The organism is Polaromonas sp. (assembly GCF_041689105.1).
In the GTDB taxonomy this organism is placed as follows: domain Bacteria; phylum Pseudomonadota; class Gammaproteobacteria; order Burkholderiales; family Burkholderiaceae_C; genus Polaromonas.
On the sequence record NZ_JBDNGU010000169.1, the window covers coordinates 46,615 to 63,374 of the forward strand.

Here is a 16,760-nt window from a genome sequence, read left to right on the forward strand (position 1 = left end):
CATCACGCAACGGGCTCTGCCTCGACCGTTGGCGGCGCCCGGACTGATTTTTTCGGTGGCCTGGCCGTCGTGTGCGCCGGCGGGCTGTTTTGCTTCGTGACGGGGGCCGTGCTTGCTACTGGCCTGGTAGGCATCGCGCGCATCGCAGGTTGCAGAGTGAATATGCCTTGCCGCTGTTACTTGAAGCCTTGCTGCTCCTATTGATCGGTATCGTTGATGCTCAGGGGACTGCGGCCGACGGGTTTGAGCTCTTCGCTGTGCTGATGGTGCTGAGTCTCTCGATGGGCATTCAAAACGCGGCTGTTACCTTGATGTCCAACGCCGAGATCAGGACCACGAACATCTTCCCGCTCCTCATCGCGATCGGCTCCGAGCTTGGCCAGCGTATTGCCATCGACACCGACGCGGTAGCCGGGAAAAGCAAACCCCCGCCTAGCAATGATCGCCTCGCATTGCTGAATTTGCTGGCGCTGTATTTCTTTCTGGGTCTCGCAGTTGGATGGCTGGGCTTTGAGCAGGTGGGCTTCGCGGCCATCCTGCCGTTCGCCATCACGCTGGCCGTCATAACCGCGGCGCCAGTCATTGACGACCTGATGGTGGCGAGACGCTGAGTCGCAAGGGACCAACTTTGCCACCATGCAGGTCGTCGACAACTTCCTGAACGAAACCCGGTCCGGCGCCAACCAGGGGAAGGCCGCCGCCGCTCGGCCCTGGGTGATCCAAGCCAGGATCGCCGGCCCTGCGGACCTTGTGGTCTACGAATACGGTGCTCGCCTGGACGCCAATTGCCGCGCAGCAGCCACCGAGCAGATTGACAAGGCCCGCCCTCTACAACACGCTGATCGGCAGTATCCGGACTGTTCACGGCCAAATGAATGCCTGGGTGCTAGAGCGTGCAGGACCGCGCGCGCAGGTATTGCATGATCAACTCACCGCGCTCGAACACGTGATCGCTGCCGCCAGGACGGCGGCCGACGGTGGGATTCTGCGCCAACTCGCACCGCAGCGGATCGCACTGGGTACCGAACTGACCGCGCAGCTGCGCCCCGTGCGTCAGGCACACCGGACCGATATCCGCAGCCTGTTCTTCTCACGGGTCGGCAACACCACAGCCACGCTGACCTATCGCCTTCGGTGTCAGGCCGTCGACGACGGATTGGGCTGGGCGACCGCAAACGCCGTGCTCGACAGCGCACTGCTAGCTTGGAAGAAGTCCCTGGATCTGGGTCGCGCGCCGAAGTTTGCAGTGGGTGACCGCAAGGACCAGGACTCCCTGTTCCTGCAGTTCACGATCAAAAATGGCTTGCCGGCCGAGCGTGTATTCGATGGCTCCAGCCTGGAAGTTCACTTGACGCCATCTGCCGCAGCAGATCGACGTGCCTGCGGACAGTTCCGGTTCAGGCTCGGACTGGCGCGCGAAGGGGTCTACGCCACCGGCACACGGCAATACCACCGACCATTTCCGACAGGCGCGCACGTATCGGGCGCACGTCTGATCCGACGGCGCTTGGCCGACAAGGATTGATGGACGCTGCAACTCGTGCTGCGGCTGGAAGTACCAATCCACATTGAATGCGAGCACCCAGTCGATCTGGCTGCTGTGCATTTCGGCTGGGTTGCGGTGGAGGGGGCCGCCGGGTCGTGACGATCGCACGATCAGCCGATCCCGCTGCTGTTCAGACACTCGTCATGCCTGCGTCCATCGAGACCGACCTGACACACTGCGCATCCTTGCAAGGGCAGCGCGCCCTGGCCAAAACTGCATTGCTGCCGCATTTGCGCGCCAGCGATTGGGGAGGTCGATCTGCCCGTACCCCTCCTGACCGAACTCGACAGCATCGCGGCCTTGCCAGCGCAGCGTGTCGCGATCGCTCGTATCTACCTGCTGCAAAAGGCGCTGGCCGATACAGGCCGGCGCTGGGCCCGACTCGATACCTGGGTGCGCGAGGACCGCAAGCAATGGCAAGCTGCGGGGATGCTGGCCCGGCGCGCCCGTGGCCGGCGGCGAGACTTCTATCGATGCGCCGCGCTAAACCTCGCGCGCCAGCACCGTGCCGTTGTTATGGAACCGCTGGACCTGATGGCGGCCAGCAGGGCTTTCATTGAATCGACAGGTCGATGGAGTGCGTTTTCGCACCATGCCCGCGCCGGCCGCGTTGTGGTCGCAATCTACGAGTTGGAGCAAGCCATTCGATGGGCCTGCGCACGCTGCGGCACGGCCATCTTCGAACTCAAGGGGCTGACGACCAGCACATGCGCTGTTTGCGCAAGGGTCGGTGTGACACCGTCACTGGAGACAAGTCTGCGCGGACGCTGTGGCGGCTGCGGCGCCAAGCACGACCGCCATGCGAACGCGGCCTGTGTAGGCTGGCGGCACACGCGCGACGGACTAGAAGCGCGGCTTGAGGAACATGCCACGAACACGATCAACCACGTTGCCAACGTTCGCGATCGGGGGGCCGCGCTCAAGGCCGGCATCGCCGAGAAACGCAGGCTCGGGCGTGTCGAGATAGAACTGCGTCAGAAGGAGGATAGAGCCAAGCGTTGAACTGGGGTAATACGCGAACCATTTGCCATCGCCGGGGCCTTGTACTGGCGACATCGTCATTGTTTACTCCGTGCTCGCGTGCATTTCAGTCAGCCCTCTGGATAGAGGAAATCCAGTGACGTCTGTACTTTGAGACCGGACGTTGGCGACGCGAATTTCTTGTGCGTTCAAATGACCGGAAGTGGCCCGCAGCGGGCATAGCCGGCCAAACTGGGAGCGCCCGCTAACTGCCATATCCCGCCAGTCGAGGTCGGGGCGAGTGCCAGGTCCTCCCGGTAGTGGTCATACCCCTGCAGCACATCAGCGACAAATTCGCGTGAATCAAAAGCCGGGTGAACGGCGCTGACCATGCGCGCAATGGCTTGGGGCACGTCTGCGCCGTATTGATTGACCAGGGGTTCGGCCACCGCGCTCAGCCATCCAGAAAGTGCGCAAGCGCCGCGACCGTGCTGGCGGCCGTGCCGCGGTGCTGCGCTGCAAAGCGCAAACTCGCCGCTGCGCCCGCCTGCTGGGTGTCCGGACGCGACAACAGGGCGCGGGCACTGCGCACCGCTTCGGCCATGTCCGCCACCCGGCGCGCGGCGCCCGCCGCTTGCGCCAGATCCGAGACATCAGCAAAGTTGAAGGTGTGCGGCCCCATGATCACGGGGCACGCGCAGGCGGCCGCCTCGATCAGGTTCTGCCCGCCAAGCGGCGCAAAACTGCCGCCCAGCAAGGCAACGTCGCTCATCGCGTAATACAGGGCCATCTCACCGAGCGAATCGCCCAGCCAGACATCGGCCGCCTGCGGCTCGCCTTTCCAGGCCGAGCGGCGCGAGACCGTGAGACCGTGTTTTTCAGCAAGCGCCTGCACCTCGTCAAAGCGCTGCGGGTGGCGCGGCACGATGAGCACCTGAAAGCTCTTGCCCGCTATCTTGTTCATAGCTAGTAGCGCACGTTCTGAAAGGGCCAGAGCCACTATTTGTCTTAAAAAGTCAGCCTCTTCGCCCTCGCGGGAGCTGGCCAGCATCAACACCGGCTGGGCCAGCGCCTCGCGCCAGCGCCTGCCCTGCGCCTGCTGGGCCGCGTCGGGCGCGGCGTCAAACTTGAGGTTGCCAAACACGCCTTGCACCGTGGCCCCCAGTTCCCGCAGGCGCGCGGCATCACTTTCGGTTTGTGCATACACCGCTGCCAGACCGGCATACGCGGGCCGTGACAGTGGCGCCATGCGCGCCGCCTGCTGCAGCGACTTGTCGGACAGCCGGGCGTTGACCAGCGCCAGCGGCACACCGCGCGCCCGCGCGCCGGCCACGGTGTTGGGCCAGACCTCGGTCTCCAGCAGCAGGCCCAGCCGTGGTTGGAAGTGGGCAAAGAAGCGGCCCACGGCGGCGTCACTGTCCCAGGGCTGCCAGACCTGTACGTCGCCCGCGCGAAGCAGGCCGCTGCCCTCAGCGCGCCCGGTGGCCGTGCCATGCGTCAGCAGCACGCGCAAGCCGGGCCAGCGCGCGCGCAGTGCGTCAAGCAAAACGCTGGCGGTGCGGGTTTCGCCCAGAGACACGGCGTGGACCCACACCAGCTCGGAGCGCGGCTCTGGCGGCTGCGTGTAAAAGCCGAAGCGCTCGTCCACCGCCTCCAGGTAGCCAGCCTCTGTCTGGCCGCGACGCATCAGCTTGCGCCGCAAAAAAGGCTGGGCGCCCCACATCAGCAGCGCGTAGAGCTTGCGGATAAATGCCTCCATCACGCCGCCTTGTCCGAGGGCACGGAGCTGCAGCGCTGCCAGGCCCTCACCACGGCCTGCACCGTCGGCGTTGGCTGCGCAAACACGCTGAGCTGGCGCGCGACGCTTGCATCAGGTGCAGCCGGCAGCGGCCCGGTGCGCCAGGCGGTGTCGAAGTTGTAGATCTGCACATGCGGCAGGTCAAGCGCCACGGCGATGTGGCTCAGGCCGCTGTCCACGCCAATGACACCGGCGCACTGCGCCAGTTGCCGGGTCAGCGTATCCAGCGGCAAGCGCGGCCAAACCGTTGCGCGGGCGTCGCCCTCTTCGCCATTCAGCCCGGCGGCAATCGCCTGGCTCATCGCCAGCTCGGCGTCGCTGCCGTGCGGCAGCGCAATGTGATAACCCTGCGCCATCAGTTGCCGGCCCAGCGCCAGCCAGTTTTCGAGCGGCCACAACTTGTCGGCGCGTGAGCTGCCGTGTACAAACGCTATGATTTCAGGAGCTGCTGGCGCCTGTCCAGCAAGGGCTGGAGCCCGATTTAACCCATAGTCCGGCAGCGCGGCCGGGGTATAGCCCAAGGCGCGCGCGCACAACGCACGGCCGCGCTGCACAGCGTGGCTATGCGGCGCCAGCGTGACGGCCACGTCGGCGACCCAGCGCGTCGGCGCCTCGTAACCCGAGCCTTCGGTCTGGTTGGCCATGGCGTAGCGTTGCCCGCCGGGGGCCAGCCGCGCCAGCCAGGCGACCAGCGCCGATTTCGTCAGGCCCTGGAGGTCGATGACAGCATCGTAGTGCTGGCTTTGCAACTCGCGCATAAACGCGCGCCAGGCCATGCGCGTGGCCGGGCTGAAGGGCGATTTACGCCAGCGGCGAAGTTCGCAAGGAATAACGTTGCGTAACCCGCTGCCCAGCAAGGGCGTCAGCAGCGGCGCAAACGATGCCTCCACTACCCAGTCGATCTGCGCATCGGGGCGCGCGGCCAGGATGTCCTGCACCACAGGCAAGGTGTGCACCACGTCACCCAGGGACGAGAGCTTGACCAGAAGTATTTTCATGGTCTGTCATTGCGGGCTTGACCCGCAATCCATGGCGGCGCTGCCGGGCGTTCGAAACATGGATCCCGGGTCGAGCCCGGGACGACAATCCACTGGCTCAATGTAAAGCCGCGGCGAAGCTCGCGTCAGGTTTGACGCCGTGCAGCAGCCCAAGCATGTCGGTCTGGATGCGTTTGAGCGCCGCCTCGGTGTGCCCTTCGAAACGCAGCACCAGCACGGGCGTGGTGTTGGACGCGCGGATCAGGCCAAAGCCATCGGACCAGTCCACACGCACGCCGTCGATGGTCGAAATTTTTGCCCCCGCAGTGATCGCTTCGCGCAAGGCACCGTGTTCCCCCACGCCGCGCACGGCCTCATCGGCAAGTTCAACCAGCCTGGCCACCACCGTGTGCGGCTCGCCTTCCTTGCAGGCCACGTTGAGTTCGGGCGTGCTGAAACTGGTGGGCAGGCCGTTGAGCATTGCGCCCACATCGGTCACCTTGCTGAGGATCTCCAGCAGGCGCGCGCCGGCATAAGTGCCGTCGTCAAAACCAAACCAGCGCTCCTTGAAGAAGATGTGGCCGCTCATCTCGCCGCCCAGCGGGGAGTTGACCTCTTTCATCTTCGCCTTGATCAGCGAGTGGCCGGTCTTGTACATCATGGGCACGCCGCCGGCAGCCTCGATATCAGGCGCCAGGCGCTGCGAACATTTGACGTCGTACACGATGGTGCCGCCCGGCACGCGCGACAATACATCACGCGCAAACAGCATCATCTGGCGGTCCGGGTAAATGTTCTGGCCGTCCCGCGTGACGATGCCCAACCGGTCGCCGTCGCCGTCGAAAGCCAGGCCGAGTTCGGCGTCGCCGGCCTGCAGCGCAGTGATCAGGTCCTTGAGGTTTTCGGGCTTGCTCGGGTCAGGGTGGTGGTTGGGGAAGCTGCCGTCCACCTCGCTGAACAGTTCGGTCACCTCACAACCCAGCGCGCGGAAGATGCCAGGCGCCGACGCGCCTGCAGCGCCGTTGCCAGAATCGATGACAACTTTCATGGGCCGCGCCAATTTGATGTCGGAGACGATACGGTCGCGGTATGGGGCCAGCACATTGATGTTGCGCACATTGCCACTGCGGGTCGGCACGGGCCAGTTTTCCTGCACCATGGCCTGGCCGAGCGCCTGAATCTCGTCCCCATAAATCGCGCGGCCGCCCATCACCATCTTGAAGCCGTTGTAGTCCTTGGGGTTGTGGCTGCCGGTGATCTGGATGCCCGAGCCGGCCAGCTTGCTGGCTGCAAAATAAAGCATGGGCGTGGTGACCATGCCGACGTCGATCACATCGACCCCACTGGCAAGCAAGCCACGGATCAGCGCCGCACTGAGCGCTGGCCCGCTGTCGCGGCCGTCGCGGCCCACGGCCACCGTGGCCTCGCCTTGTGCCAGCGCGCTGCTGCCAAAAGCGTGTCCCAGCGCTTCGGCCACGGATTCGTCAATGGTGGCAGGCACAACACCGCGAATGTCGTAAGCCTTGAGAATTGAGGGGTTTACCTGCATGGAACGGGGCCTTCCTGGGGTTGAGTACGGCGCTTATTGTAGGCGCGGGGCCTGCAGGGAAGATGTCCGAAAACGGCTAGTCTCAAGTGAGCTGCGCCGTATCATCCCCCCCATGACTGCTGATAACACCCTGCTCGCCGATGACGCCTGTTACCTCGCGCTGAAGACGCGGGACGCACGGTTTGACGGCAGCTTTTTTACCGGCGTAACCTCCACCGGCATCTATTGCCGGCCGGTCTGCAGCGTCAAGACACCCAAACGCGAAAACTGCCGCTTCTTCGGCCACGCCGCCCAAGCCGAAAACGCGGGCTTCAGGCCCTGCCTGCGCTGCCGGCCTGAGCTGGCGCCGCACTCGGTGGTGTGGTCCATTCAGGACGCCAGCTACATCCTGGCGCACCAGGCGGCGCGTTTGCTCGATGAATCTGAGGCATGGGGTGACGAAGCACCTTCCGTCGAACTGCTGGCCGCAAAAATGGGCATCAGCGATCGCCATGTGCGCCGTATTTTCGAAGCCCAGTTCGGCGTCTCGCCCATGCAGTACCTGCAAACCCGCCGCCTGCTGACGGCCAAGCAACTGCTGGCCGACACGGCGTTGCCCATCACGCAGGTGGCGCTGATCAGCGGTTATGCCAGCGTGCGGCGCTTCAACGCCGCTTTTGTCCAGCACTACGGACTGAATCCGACCGGGCTCCGGCGCCAGGGCACCACGCCAGCGGACCAGGGCATCACCGTCAAGCTGGGTTACCGCCCGCCTTACGACGTGGCCGCCATAACCGGCTTCTTCAAAAAGCGCCAGATCCATGCGATTGAATTTGTGGACGACCGCGCTGGCAGCCTCCGCATGGGCCGCACCTTTCGCGTTGAAACCGTCGGCAAAGTCCACGCCGGGTGGCTGCTTGCCAGCTTTGACCCCAGCCGCTGCCATGTGGCGCTGCGCGTCAGCGACTCGCTGCGTGAGGTGCTGCCGCTGGTGATACGCCGGGTGCGCGCCATGCTGGACCTTGACGCCGACCCGCAGGCCATCAACAGCGTGCTGCACCACAGCTTTCCGGCTGGCGACGGCCTGCGTGTGCCCGGCGCGATGGACGGCTACGAGCTGGCGGTGCGCGCCGTGCTGGGCCAGCAGATCACGGTAGCTGCGGCGCGCACGCTGGCGCAGCGCATGGTGGACAAACTGGGTGAGCCGATTGAAACGCCCTGGCCCGGCCTCACGCGACTCTTCCCCCCGGCCGCCGTGCTGGCGCAGGCCAGTGGCGACGCACTGGGCCAGCTTGGCATCGTCAGGCAGCGGCAGACCGCGATTGTCGGCATCGCCAAAGCCGTGGCTGAAAAACGCGTGCAGCTGCATGGCGGCGCCGATGTCAACGCCACCATCGCCGCGCTGAAAGCGCTGCCCGGCATTGGCGACTGGACTGCGCAATACATCGCCATGCGCGCGCTGCGCTGGCCCGATGCCTTTCCGGCCGGCGACGTCGCGCTGCACAAGGCGCTGGGCGTGCAGGGCCTGAAAAACCCGGCCAAAGAAGCGGAGCAGGCCTCGCAGGCCTGGAAACCCTGGCGCAGTTATGCGGTGATCCGCGCCTGGAGCGGTGCGATGGAGGCCGCGGCCAAAACGCCATCTGCTACAGAATTGATAGCTGGTGGCGCTCGATCGGCAAGGGCTGGAGGCCGAAATTGATCCATAGAAGTAACTACTCGGCTGCTTGTGCGCCGCTCACCCTCACCCCTGCCCTCTCCCAGAGGGAGAGGGAGCAAGGCGAGCCTCTTTTTCCCTCTCCCTCTGGGGGTGGGAGCAAGGCGAGCCTCTTTTTCCCACTCCCTCTGGGGGTGGGAGCAAGGCGGGCCTCTTTTTCCATCTCCCTCTGGGGGTGGGAGCAAGGTGGGCCTCTTTTTCCCTCTCCCTCTGGGGGTGGGAGCAAGGTGGGCCTCTTTTTCCCTCTCCCTCTGAGGGTGGGAGCAAGGCGAGCCTCTTTTTCCCTCTCCCTCTGGGAGAGGGCTAGGGTGAGGGCTTCCCCGATTTGCTTCTCATGCTCAGAGGACCTGAGTAGCTACCCTTAAACCCTATCGAAAAACGCTAAAAGAACGTTTGCTTTCAATCAGAGACACTCGCAGGAGATCCCCATGAAATTCGACACATCCATCGTCCAGACCCGCTTTGAAAGCCCGCTGGGCACCATCATCATCGCCGCCACCTCGCAGGGCCTGGCTGGCCTGTGGTTTGACGGCCAGCGCCACCTCCCCCCTGAACTTGTCGGGCCGCCGGTTTGGCCCAGCGATCCCGACCACCCGGTGCTGAAAAAAGTCAGCCAGCAACTGAGCGAATATTTCGCCGGTCAGCGCACGCAGTTCGATGTGCCGCTGGACCTGGCCTGCGGCACGGCTTTCCAGCAATCGGTCTGGCAGGCGCTGCTGAAGATTCCGCAAGGCGGCACGGCGAGCTACCGCGAGGTGAGCCAGCGCATTGGTAACCCCGCAGCGGTGCGTGCCGTTGGCGCGGCGGTGGGCCGCAACCCGGTCAGCATCATCGTGCCCTGCCACCGCGTGATGGGCGCCAACGGCGCACTCACAGGTTATGCCGGCGGGCTGGACCGTAAAAGCGCGCTGCTCAAACTGGAGGGCGTGTCCCTTGAGGTTGCCCAGTGACCGTTGCGCCCACTGCACTGAAGAGCCAGCCCTGGCTGACGGACTTTGTTTTGCTGGCCGCCATCTGGGGCTCGTCTTTTTTGTTCATGCGCATCGCGACGGTGGAGTTTGGCCCCCTGCCCACGGCGGCCATGCGGGTGGCCATTGCCGCAGCCTTTTTGTTGCCGCTGGTGCTGCTGCGCGGGCTGGGGCCAACGCTGATAAAGAACTGGCGCCGCGTTTTTCTGGTCGGCCTGTTCAACTCGGGCATTCCGTTTGCGTGTTTTTCTTTTGCGCTGCTGTCCATCACCACGGGCCTGGCGGCGATTCTGAACGCCACCGTGCCCATGTTCGGCGCCGTGGTTGCGTGGTTCTGGCTCAAGGACAGGCCGACCGGCTCGCGCGTGCTGGGCTTGCTGATCGGTTTTGCCGGCGTTGCGCTGCTGGCTTGGGACAAGGCCACCTTCAAGCCCGATGCCTCGGGTATCGCACCAGCCTGGGCAGTGCTGGCTTGTCTGTTCGCCTGCCTGTGTTACGCGCTATCGGCCAGCTACGCCAAGCGTTACCTCACCGGCCTGTCGCCGCTGGTCACCGCCGCCGGCAGCCAGATCGGCGCGACCCTGGGCCTGGCTCTGCCCGCCGCCTGGCTGTGGCCCACACGGTTGCCCGGCAAGAGCGCCTGGCTGGCCCTGGGGGTGGCCGGCGTTTTGTGTACGGGCATTGCCTACATCCTGTACTTCCGGCTGATAGCCACCGCCGGCCCGGCGCGCGCCCTGGCCGTGACCTTTGTGGTGCCGGTGTTTGCCGTGTTTTACGGCGTGATGTTTTTAAGCGAGGCGGTGACGCTGTGGATGCTGCTCTGCGGCGCAGTGATCGTCTGCGGCACGGCATTGTCTACCGGCTTGCTTAAACTCGGGCGATGACCTCTGCCCGCAAGATCAAGCTCAAGCTGCCGGCACCCAAGCCACGCAACCCGCTGGTCATGGCGGCGCTTCAGCGCAAGGCGGGATCACATCGCAAGTCGCAGGCGTCTATTCGGCGTGATGAAAAAATAGCGCTTGAAAAGCAGCTAAAGGAAAGCTGAGACTGAGGGCTGTTCGTTCTTGCGCGCCTCCCCTACGACCTTCTGAAAGTCGGCAAAGGAAACCGGTTTGGTCAACATCGTGTCAAATCCAGTAGAAAGAATATACGCCTCTTCTTCATGGGTGGCATGAGCGGTGTACGCCACCAGCCTGACCGAACCGGCAGGATGTGTAGTCCTGATTATCTTGGCTAGCGCAGTGCCATGGAGGCCGGGCATCCGGATATCAAGAAGGATGAGCGCCGGCGTGCATTGGCGCAGGTAGGCCAACGTCGAGTAACCATCGACACATTCGTCGACGCACCAGCCCAACGCGTCCAGATAGGCGTGCGCCAGAGTCCGGTTTGTAGCGTCATCATCGACAACGAGTGCCCGCCCAATATCAATTGCGGGAGCCATGCACCGTCTCGCTTTCCATGGGCAAGAAAATTTCAAACTGTGTCCCCACACCTTCTGACGAGATGACAGTGACCCGGCCCCCAAGTAACTCCGTCAACTCCTTGCACAGGGCCATGCCGAGCCCACTGCCAGTCTCACTGGAGCCGGTTTCGTCCTGAAGATTCGTATGGCTGAAACGATCAAACAAACGGTCAAGACGGGAGCGGCTCATCCCAATACCCGTGTCGGAAATCTTAAACAACCAGTAATCCGCTTTCCGGACCACGTGAAAGAAAATGCATCCCTGGGTAGTGAACTTTGTGGCGTTATGCAACACATTGTTCAAAATCTGCATCAGCTTGATGCGGTCGATATAGATGGTATCCGGTAGGTCTGCGGCGTAATCAAGGCTCAAAATGATCTCTTTCTTTTCGGCGGCATAACGGTGGATAGCTGCGACCGATTCGCATAGCTCGTGCAACTGACAGACTGTCCGGTTTATTTCCATCCGACCCGCCTCAATTTTGGCCAGATCGAGCAAGGTATTGACGAGTTGGTGCAGGTGCTTGGCGCTGGTGTTGATCAGCTTTCCGAAGTCGTGCATTTTTTTCATGTCGATGGAGCTGCAAATCAGCTCCGAGAAACCGAGGATTCCGTTCAAGGGAGTACGCAGTTCATGCGAAATGTCGGCCACAAAACGTGACTTCATCGCATTCGCAGAGCTCGTCTTGATCTGGCTATCCTGCAACAGCTGAACTATCTGGCCTCGCGCGCGAAGATTGCGAATCCCGTATATCGCGGCTGCACTCAAGCCAAACACGAACAGGACGACCAAGCCCAGCGCTAACATATTGTGCCGACCTATTTCGAGATCCAGTTTCGACGAGTCGGACCCGACCACCACGCTCAATGGAAAATCACGCAAAGGCTTTACGTACCAAGACGTGGCAGGCTGGGCAGTGGCATTTGCTGAGGAGAACGACTTATACAAACCAGCGACGGCCAACTTACCTGGCGGCAAGGGTGGGGCCAGCAGCGCCGGATTGAAACTCAAAGGGCCAGACCAGACCCGATTCAGGCCGTCGGTCCCCAACAGGCCAAAACTGACCGTGTTTTCCTGGTCGCTAGAGCTAAAATAATCGCTGAAGAAAGCCGGGTCCACGCTCGCGACGATCACGCCCGCGAAAATACCGTCCTTCCCGAAAATCGGCCTCGAAAATTGAATACTGGTGCGCTTGGACACGCGACCGACCAACGGCCGGCTGACGAATAGAGAATCAGAAGAAGCTTTGGCGTGCACGAGAAAATGCTCTCTTTCGCCCAGGAAAATGGGTTTGGCGTCGGGATCAATCGAGCTTGCGACCAACATGCCATCTGTGCGAATAATGGCGACCTGAAAAATCATGGTCTTGAAATTGGGAAAGCTTTGGTAAAACTCCCGATGGTCGCTTAAACGGGACCCTTCAACCCAGTCGGATCGCCCCTGCTTCAAGGTGTGATCAACCAGTTGAAGACCTGCAGAAACATATTGGACCATAGCGTGAGAAACGGCCTTGTTTTCGGCCTTCATCTCCTCAACCGCTGCGCGGTTGAGGCTGCTCATGGAATAGGCGACCACCAAACTGACCAGCGCGGAAACCAGCAGGGCCAAAGCGCCCACCAGCAACTGCATGCCGTCCACACCACGGCGATCAAGTATTTTTCTAATGGAGCGAAGTGCCGCCGGCACCTTCGAAACGCCCGCGACATTGCCGGAATAACCCATTGCACTAGACATCAACGACTCCCGCCAGACCCAACATGTTTCTCGAATCCAGCAGAACCAAGCGCAAGCGCCCTTGCAGCAACTTCCGGCTGGGTCGGCGAAGACACGCTCGCAACGCAAAACCCCTTGGCATTACTGAAGGCTACCCTCATTTGACAAAGGTCGACGCGGCTCGTCCGGCCAAATTGCACGGACGTTTTCCCCGCGCAGGTCTCACGAACCGGGCAGTTCAGCCCCCCTGTGCACCAGCCCCAATCGTCACAACAGTCCATTTCAACTACTCCCCATACGCCCCATCTGACCGCGCTCGCTCAAGTCAATTGCAACGCCATCGGTCAGTAGGAACCCGGCGGCCGACATAGCCAGGTGGCGCTCGAGCGCTTCTGGACAAGCTTTTGAGGTATTGAAATTGCACTTCACGCCACAGCCCCCCTGTACACATTGCTGGACATGTTGTCAAAGGGGGGCTGAAGTTGCAGCTGAAGCTCATAACGGTCCACGGCTGGGGAAAACGCGAGCACGTGAGGATTGGCCGGGAGCGGCCGATTGAGAAACCCTAGCGAGTCGAGGCATTCCACAGCCTCCTTGACGTCCGCCAGATCCATCAGCCTGAAATCCTCATCCCTCACAGCCTGAGCCATGCTGTGCGTATCCCACAGGGGTCTTCCTTCGAAAAGGGTTTGAGGCAATTGCACACACAAGGTCTCTATCGCAAAACGCGACGACTGCACGGCGCGGCGCTTGATCATCTCTACGGCGGTTGGGGACAAGGGCTGGGCATCAGCAGCAGGAGTTTGAAGCGAATACATTATAACCACCGTAATTTGTTATACATTTTAACGATTATACGTTATTTTTATTACGATTGTTCACAATTGGAGAGGCTTCAGCGGGTAACTGGATGCCTGTGACACGACGCGGCCGCTGGCACCTGCCCCCCGACACCCACCCCCACCCTGAAAGTCTCACTCCTGTTGGCCCCAGAAAGCCGGAGACGGGTGCTTGTCAGGTCGCTGCCCGCTGCCGCGGTCATCTACGGCATGTCGTCTGCTCAAAAACGTGGCCGTTGGTTTCAACGGGGTCCCTCGCACGGAAGGCTGCGTGCAGCCTCCTCCGGCTGGCCAAAGCGTCGAGAACTCCAGTCTGCTGGACCACTTCTGGCCGAACAAGCTATTGAAACATTACAACCAAGCCGCCTATATAGGGCTTAGAGCGTAATAGTCGATCCCAAACCTTGCGTATACTGGTGGCGAAAATCAAAGGCCCTATGCTGAATAAGAGAGTTCCCTCATGGTCGAACATGCCTACAGACTGGTTGGCGTTGTGTTGGCCGGACCCAAGTTCGCGTTTAACGGTAGCTCTGAAAATCGCGACCGTCTCACCGGTCATCGGTGGCCGGAAACCAGGTTGGATGCGATATTCTTCGTGGTCTGTGTAAGTAAAGTCGCGGTATGACCAAGGGTTATGTGGGCATCGGCGAAGCGGCAAAGATTCTTGAACTGTCGAGAACGTCGATCCAGAAGCTGGTGGACTCGGGTCAACTCGCCGCCGTGCGGACCACAGGTGGCCACCGGCGGATAATCCGCGAGTCGATCGAAGAGCTGAATCAGAAGATAGGGCCCAAGGCCATGCTCCGGCTCGCCGCGAAAAACCCCGGCCTTGCACCGCCGGTAAGCAGCGAAACAATCAGCCGTCCGGACAAGGTGCAAGTTCTTGTTGTAGAAGACGATCCCGTGACGGCGGCCCTACTCACCGGGATTTTTTCCAAAAGCTATCCGGAAGTCCAGTGCACGGTGGCAACCGACGGTCTTGATGCTGTACTCCAACTGGAACGCACCCGCCCCAGGATAATGATCACAGACCTTCGAATGGAGCCCTTCGATGGATTCAAACTCATCCAGATGGTGTCAGCACGCGCGGAATACCAGTGCATTGCCATGATTGCGATTTCGGGCATGAGTGACAGCGACATAGAGAAGCGGGGGGGATTGCCCAACCATGTGCTTTTCCTCGGCAAGCCTGTAAACCTAGACAGGTTAAGAGGGTTTCTCGAAGCCCATGTTCAGATGCATCGCCAAAACCGCTGAGCGCTGTCGCGCGTTGACCTCTCTGGCTCCCTTCATCGCAACTTTTTTATGCACCAGCACCTAGATATTCCAAGATTTGAGCAATCCACCGGGGGACTGGGCTTGCTGGTCCGGGTCGCCCAGGCTTTTCTCGACCAGTTGCCTCAATGGAAGGCAGAGTTGTCCACCCAGTCAGCGGCCGACGATAGGGACGCAATAAGAGATCTTCTTCACAAGATCAAGGGGAGTTGCTACGCCATGGCGGCCCATGGCGTGGCATCCCGCTTCGAGGCCGCCGAACGCAGCTTGAGGCACACCCCGAAAACTGCATGGCTGCGCGAGTCAGATGCGCTGCTCGAACTACTCGCCCAGCTGGAAAAAGAGTTGCGCATCATCGTAGCGGCAGAGCAACTCACAACTCCATCCGGCGCGCATTATGTGGTGAAACCGGTGTCCTGACAAAGGATTCCTGCCAGTAGACTGGTTTCACACCTGCGCCTGCGCGAAGCACGCTTTTGCCCGAATCGCCTGCTTCAGCATGCCAGCCGCTACATTGATACTGAGTGCCAATATCAGCATGTTCAAGCCGAACGAAAGCACACTATGCACAAACGTGCGCTGGCACACCTCGCGCGAAGTCACCTGCACGTCGGGCATCTGCGATGTCATGCCGACAACGTGGGGGTAATACAGAAAATAAAAATAGTCAGGGTCCAGCCCGCCGGGAAATTGCAGGCCAGGGCCGTTTGGCTCCTGGCGCTTTTCTTCCTGGTAATAACGAAGGGGTGGCCCAGCCAGTCCATTATGAGCCGCGTCACCTCCGCTGACTTTTCGCGGTGCAGGAAATGCCCAGCACTGATGAAGAACTAGTGCCGCGTATTTTTGGTCAGCCTGTTCAACTCCGGCATTCCGTTCGCGTGTTTATCGTTTGCGCTGCTGTCCCGCAGAACCGGCTTGTGGGCCACCCTGAACGCCACCGTGCCCATGTTCGGCGCAGTGGTTGCCTGGTTCTGGCGCAAGGACAGACCCACCGGCTCGCGCGCTCTAGGCGTCCTGTGCACCGGCATTGCCTACATCCTGTATTTCAGGCTGATAGCCACCGCCGGCCCGGCGCGCGCCCTGGCCGTGACCTTTGTGGTGCCGGTGTTTGCCGTTTATTACGGCGTGATGTTTCTGAGCGAAGCGGTGACGCCGTGGATGCTGCTCTGCGGCGCAGTGATCGTCTGCGGCACGGCACTGTCTACCAGCTTGCTCAAAATTGGTCGCTGAGCCTCTCCCAATGCACGGGCGCCCCGTGGCTATTTACTGTGCAATGAGGTAGGCGGCCGGAGCGACAAGAATGATGGCACCTGTGGCTACCCATGTACTGCGGCGCGTTCCGAGGCTTTGAAGTACAACGACAGCAGCAACTGTAGACAGCAGGAAAAAGATGTATGCCATCACATGGCTGCTGGGCCATCAACCCACACCGAGTGGCGGCTGTACCGATAGGTCTTGGTGAATTCCCCAGCCAACAGAATCATCCATCCGCCCATGGCCCACATCGCAGACAAGCCGACGAAGGCCCATCGCGCCCAAGGCGACTGAAGCTCGGGTTTTTTCATGCGGTTTAACGAGGCTGCAAAAAAAATGTCGGTGACTGCCTTTGCGGGCAACTTTCGGGGGTACTTGACCCCTTCCGACATCGACGATCGCGCGCTGTAGGCCATTCTATGAGGTCGAGTTTTCATATCATTTCCGCCCAATCAGGATAAGGAGGTTTTTTTACAGCCTCAACGTCAGAGTCAATCGGGCCCAAAGCGGGGCGGCGACTGCGGCTAGCTTAGCGTAAGCACGAAGGCGCTGCCACGATTTGGGCTCGGCTTGAACGAATTGTTGGCAATGGCAGCCAGTTAAGGCAGCGGACCAATCTTGGAAAGCCATGACGCTTTTGCCTGGATCGCAGTCCAAACCGCGTTGATGCCGAACAGAGCAATGAGCAAACCCGCTCCAATGCGGAAAAATGGATCAACAACTCC

General features: G+C 61.3%; 17 protein-coding genes and 1 pseudogene. 10 read left to right on the plus strand and 8 right to left on the minus strand.

Features of this window, described 5'->3' with window-relative positions:
- Nucleotides 1–71 precede the first annotated feature (71 nt).
- The 3 genes from ACESMT_RS17435 to ACESMT_RS17445 all read left to right on the plus strand — a co-directional run bounded on the left by ACESMT_RS17435 (nt 72) and on the right by ACESMT_RS17445 (nt 2,548).
- Nucleotides 72–611: a DUF1275 family protein gene (locus ACESMT_RS17435; protein ID WP_372827864.1), complete on the plus strand. Its 540-nt coding sequence runs from the start codon at nt 72–74 to the stop codon at nt 609–611.
- Between the two features lie 260 nt (nt 612–871).
- Nucleotides 872–1,525 carry a hypothetical protein gene (locus tag ACESMT_RS17440; protein ID WP_372827865.1) on the plus strand — a complete coding sequence of 218 codons (654 nt, stop codon included), beginning with the start codon at nt 872–874 and terminating at the stop codon, nt 1,523–1,525.
- Nucleotides 1,526–1,846: 321 nt separating this feature from the next.
- Nucleotides 1,847–2,548, plus strand: coding sequence for a hypothetical protein (locus ACESMT_RS17445; RefSeq protein WP_372827866.1), 702 nt, complete (start codon nt 1,847–1,849; stop codon nt 2,546–2,548).
- 167 nt (nt 2,549–2,715) lie between these two features.
- Here ACESMT_RS17445 and ACESMT_RS17450 read toward each other — a convergent pair whose 3' ends face one another.
- The 4 genes from ACESMT_RS17450 to ACESMT_RS17465 all read right to left on the minus strand — a co-directional run bounded on the left by ACESMT_RS17450 (nt 2,716) and on the right by ACESMT_RS17465 (nt 6,830).
- Nucleotides 2,716–2,955 carry a hypothetical protein gene (locus ACESMT_RS17450; protein WP_372827867.1) on the minus strand — a complete coding sequence of 80 codons (240 nt, stop codon included), beginning with the start codon at nt 2,953–2,955 and terminating at the stop codon, nt 2,716–2,718.
- A gap of 5 nt (nt 2,956–2,960) precedes the next feature.
- On the minus strand, nt 2,961–4,265 hold the full coding sequence (locus tag ACESMT_RS17455) for a 3-deoxy-D-manno-octulosonic acid transferase (RefSeq protein ID WP_372827868.1): 1,305 nt from the start codon (nt 4,263–4,265) through the stop codon (nt 2,961–2,963).
- Complete coding sequence (waaC, locus tag ACESMT_RS17460; RefSeq protein WP_372827869.1) at nt 4,265–5,302, minus strand: lipopolysaccharide heptosyltransferase I; 1,038 nt, start codon at nt 5,300–5,302, stop codon at nt 4,265–4,267. Before waaC ends, ACESMT_RS17455 begins: the two co-directional genes overlap by 1 nt.
- 97 nt (nt 5,303–5,399) lie before the next feature.
- Nucleotides 5,400–6,830 (minus strand): phosphomannomutase/phosphoglucomutase, encoded by a 1,431-nt coding sequence (locus ACESMT_RS17465; protein WP_372827870.1) that lies wholly within the window; start codon nt 6,828–6,830, stop codon nt 5,400–5,402.
- 112 nt (nt 6,831–6,942) lie between these two features.
- On the opposite strand from ACESMT_RS17465, the gene ACESMT_RS17470 reads away from it, so the two are divergent.
- The 4 genes from ACESMT_RS17470 (at nt 6,943) to ACESMT_RS17485 (ending at nt 10,536) form a co-directional block, all read left to right on the plus strand.
- Complete coding sequence (locus ACESMT_RS17470; protein WP_372827871.1) at nt 6,943–8,508, plus strand: DNA-3-methyladenine glycosylase 2 family protein; 1,566 nt, start codon at nt 6,943–6,945, stop codon at nt 8,506–8,508.
- A gap of 443 nt (nt 8,509–8,951) precedes the next feature.
- A complete protein-coding gene (locus ACESMT_RS17475; RefSeq protein WP_372827872.1) occupies nt 8,952–9,473 on the plus strand; it encodes a methylated-DNA--[protein]-cysteine S-methyltransferase in 522 nt (173 codons plus the stop codon).
- Nucleotides 9,470–10,375: a DMT family transporter gene (locus ACESMT_RS17480; RefSeq protein ID WP_372827873.1), complete on the plus strand. Its 906-nt coding sequence runs from the start codon at nt 9,470–9,472 to the stop codon at nt 10,373–10,375. Before ACESMT_RS17475 ends, ACESMT_RS17480 begins: the two co-directional genes overlap by 4 nt.
- The gene (locus ACESMT_RS17485) at nt 10,372–10,536 is read left to right on the plus strand and encodes a hypothetical protein (protein WP_372827874.1); all 165 of its coding nucleotides are present in this window, start codon (nt 10,372–10,374) and stop codon (nt 10,534–10,536) included. Before ACESMT_RS17480 ends, ACESMT_RS17485 begins: the two co-directional genes overlap by 4 nt.
- Here the strand turns inward: ACESMT_RS17485 and ACESMT_RS17490 are convergent.
- The 3 genes from ACESMT_RS17490 to ACESMT_RS17500 form a co-directional block, all read right to left on the minus strand.
- Nucleotides 10,522–10,932, minus strand: a complete 411-nt coding sequence (locus tag ACESMT_RS17490; RefSeq protein ID WP_372827875.1) for a response regulator — start codon at nt 10,930–10,932, stop codon at nt 10,522–10,524. The genes ACESMT_RS17485 and ACESMT_RS17490 overlap by 15 nt on opposite strands.
- On the minus strand, nt 10,916–12,688 hold the full coding sequence (locus ACESMT_RS17495) for an ATP-binding protein (RefSeq protein WP_372827876.1): 1,773 nt from the start codon (nt 12,686–12,688) through the stop codon (nt 10,916–10,918). Before ACESMT_RS17495 ends, ACESMT_RS17490 begins: the two co-directional genes overlap by 17 nt.
- Before the next feature lie 404 nt (nt 12,689–13,092).
- Nucleotides 13,093–13,446, minus strand: a complete 354-nt coding sequence (locus ACESMT_RS17500) for a hypothetical protein (protein ID WP_372827877.1) — start codon at nt 13,444–13,446, stop codon at nt 13,093–13,095.
- 681 nt (nt 13,447–14,127) lie between these two features.
- Here ACESMT_RS17500 and ACESMT_RS17505 point away from each other — a divergent pair.
- Complete coding sequence (locus tag ACESMT_RS17505; protein ID WP_372827878.1) at nt 14,128–14,763, plus strand: response regulator; 636 nt, start codon at nt 14,128–14,130, stop codon at nt 14,761–14,763.
- Nucleotides 14,764–14,811: 48 nt separating this feature from the next.
- Nucleotides 14,812–15,201, plus strand: coding sequence for an Hpt domain-containing protein (locus tag ACESMT_RS17510; RefSeq protein WP_372827879.1), 390 nt, complete (start codon nt 14,812–14,814; stop codon nt 15,199–15,201).
- A gap of 27 nt (nt 15,202–15,228) precedes the next feature.
- On the opposite strand, the gene ACESMT_RS17515 is transcribed toward ACESMT_RS17510, so the two are convergent.
- Nucleotides 15,229–15,540 carry a DUF1345 domain-containing protein gene (locus ACESMT_RS17515; RefSeq protein WP_372827881.1) on the minus strand — a complete coding sequence of 104 codons (312 nt, stop codon included), beginning with the start codon at nt 15,538–15,540 and terminating at the stop codon, nt 15,229–15,231.
- A gap of 78 nt (nt 15,541–15,618) precedes the next feature.
- Here ACESMT_RS17515 and ACESMT_RS17520 point away from each other — a divergent pair.
- A pseudogene (locus ACESMT_RS17520) lies at nt 15,619–16,011 on the plus strand (EamA family transporter); the annotation flags it as partial.
- Between the last annotated feature and the right edge of the window lie 749 nt (nt 16,012–16,760).

What these genes read in the sequence shown, in the direction of transcription:
- ACESMT_RS17440 (WP_372827865.1), top strand. Translation starts at nt 872, where the DNA reads ATGAATGCCTGGGTGCTAGAGCGTGCAGGACCGCGCGCGCAGGTATTG.
- ACESMT_RS17455 (WP_372827868.1), bottom strand. Translation starts at nt 4,265, where the DNA reads ATGGAGGCATTTATCCGCAAGCTCTACGCGCTGCTGATGTGGGGCGCC.
- waaC (WP_372827869.1), bottom strand. Translation starts at nt 5,302, where the DNA reads ATGAAAATACTTCTGGTCAAGCTCTCGTCCCTGGGTGACGTGGTGCAC.
- ACESMT_RS17465 (WP_372827870.1), bottom strand. Translation starts at nt 6,830, where the DNA reads ATGCAGGTAAACCCCTCAATTCTCAAGGCTTACGACATTCGCGGTGTT.
- ACESMT_RS17470 (WP_372827871.1), top strand. Translation starts at nt 6,943, where the DNA reads ATGACTGCTGATAACACCCTGCTCGCCGATGACGCCTGTTACCTCGCG.
- ACESMT_RS17475 (WP_372827872.1), top strand. Translation starts at nt 8,952, where the DNA reads ATGAAATTCGACACATCCATCGTCCAGACCCGCTTTGAAAGCCCGCTG.
- ACESMT_RS17485 (WP_372827874.1), top strand. Translation starts at nt 10,372, where the DNA reads ATGACCTCTGCCCGCAAGATCAAGCTCAAGCTGCCGGCACCCAAGCCA.
- ACESMT_RS17490 (WP_372827875.1), bottom strand. Translation starts at nt 10,932, where the DNA reads ATGGCTCCCGCAATTGATATTGGGCGGGCACTCGTTGTCGATGATGAC.
- ACESMT_RS17495 (WP_372827876.1), bottom strand. Translation starts at nt 12,688, where the DNA reads ATGTCTAGTGCAATGGGTTATTCCGGCAATGTCGCGGGCGTTTCGAAG.
- ACESMT_RS17505 (WP_372827878.1), top strand. Translation starts at nt 14,128, where the DNA reads ATGACCAAGGGTTATGTGGGCATCGGCGAAGCGGCAAAGATTCTTGAA.
- ACESMT_RS17510 (WP_372827879.1), top strand. Translation starts at nt 14,812, where the DNA reads ATGCACCAGCACCTAGATATTCCAAGATTTGAGCAATCCACCGGGGGA.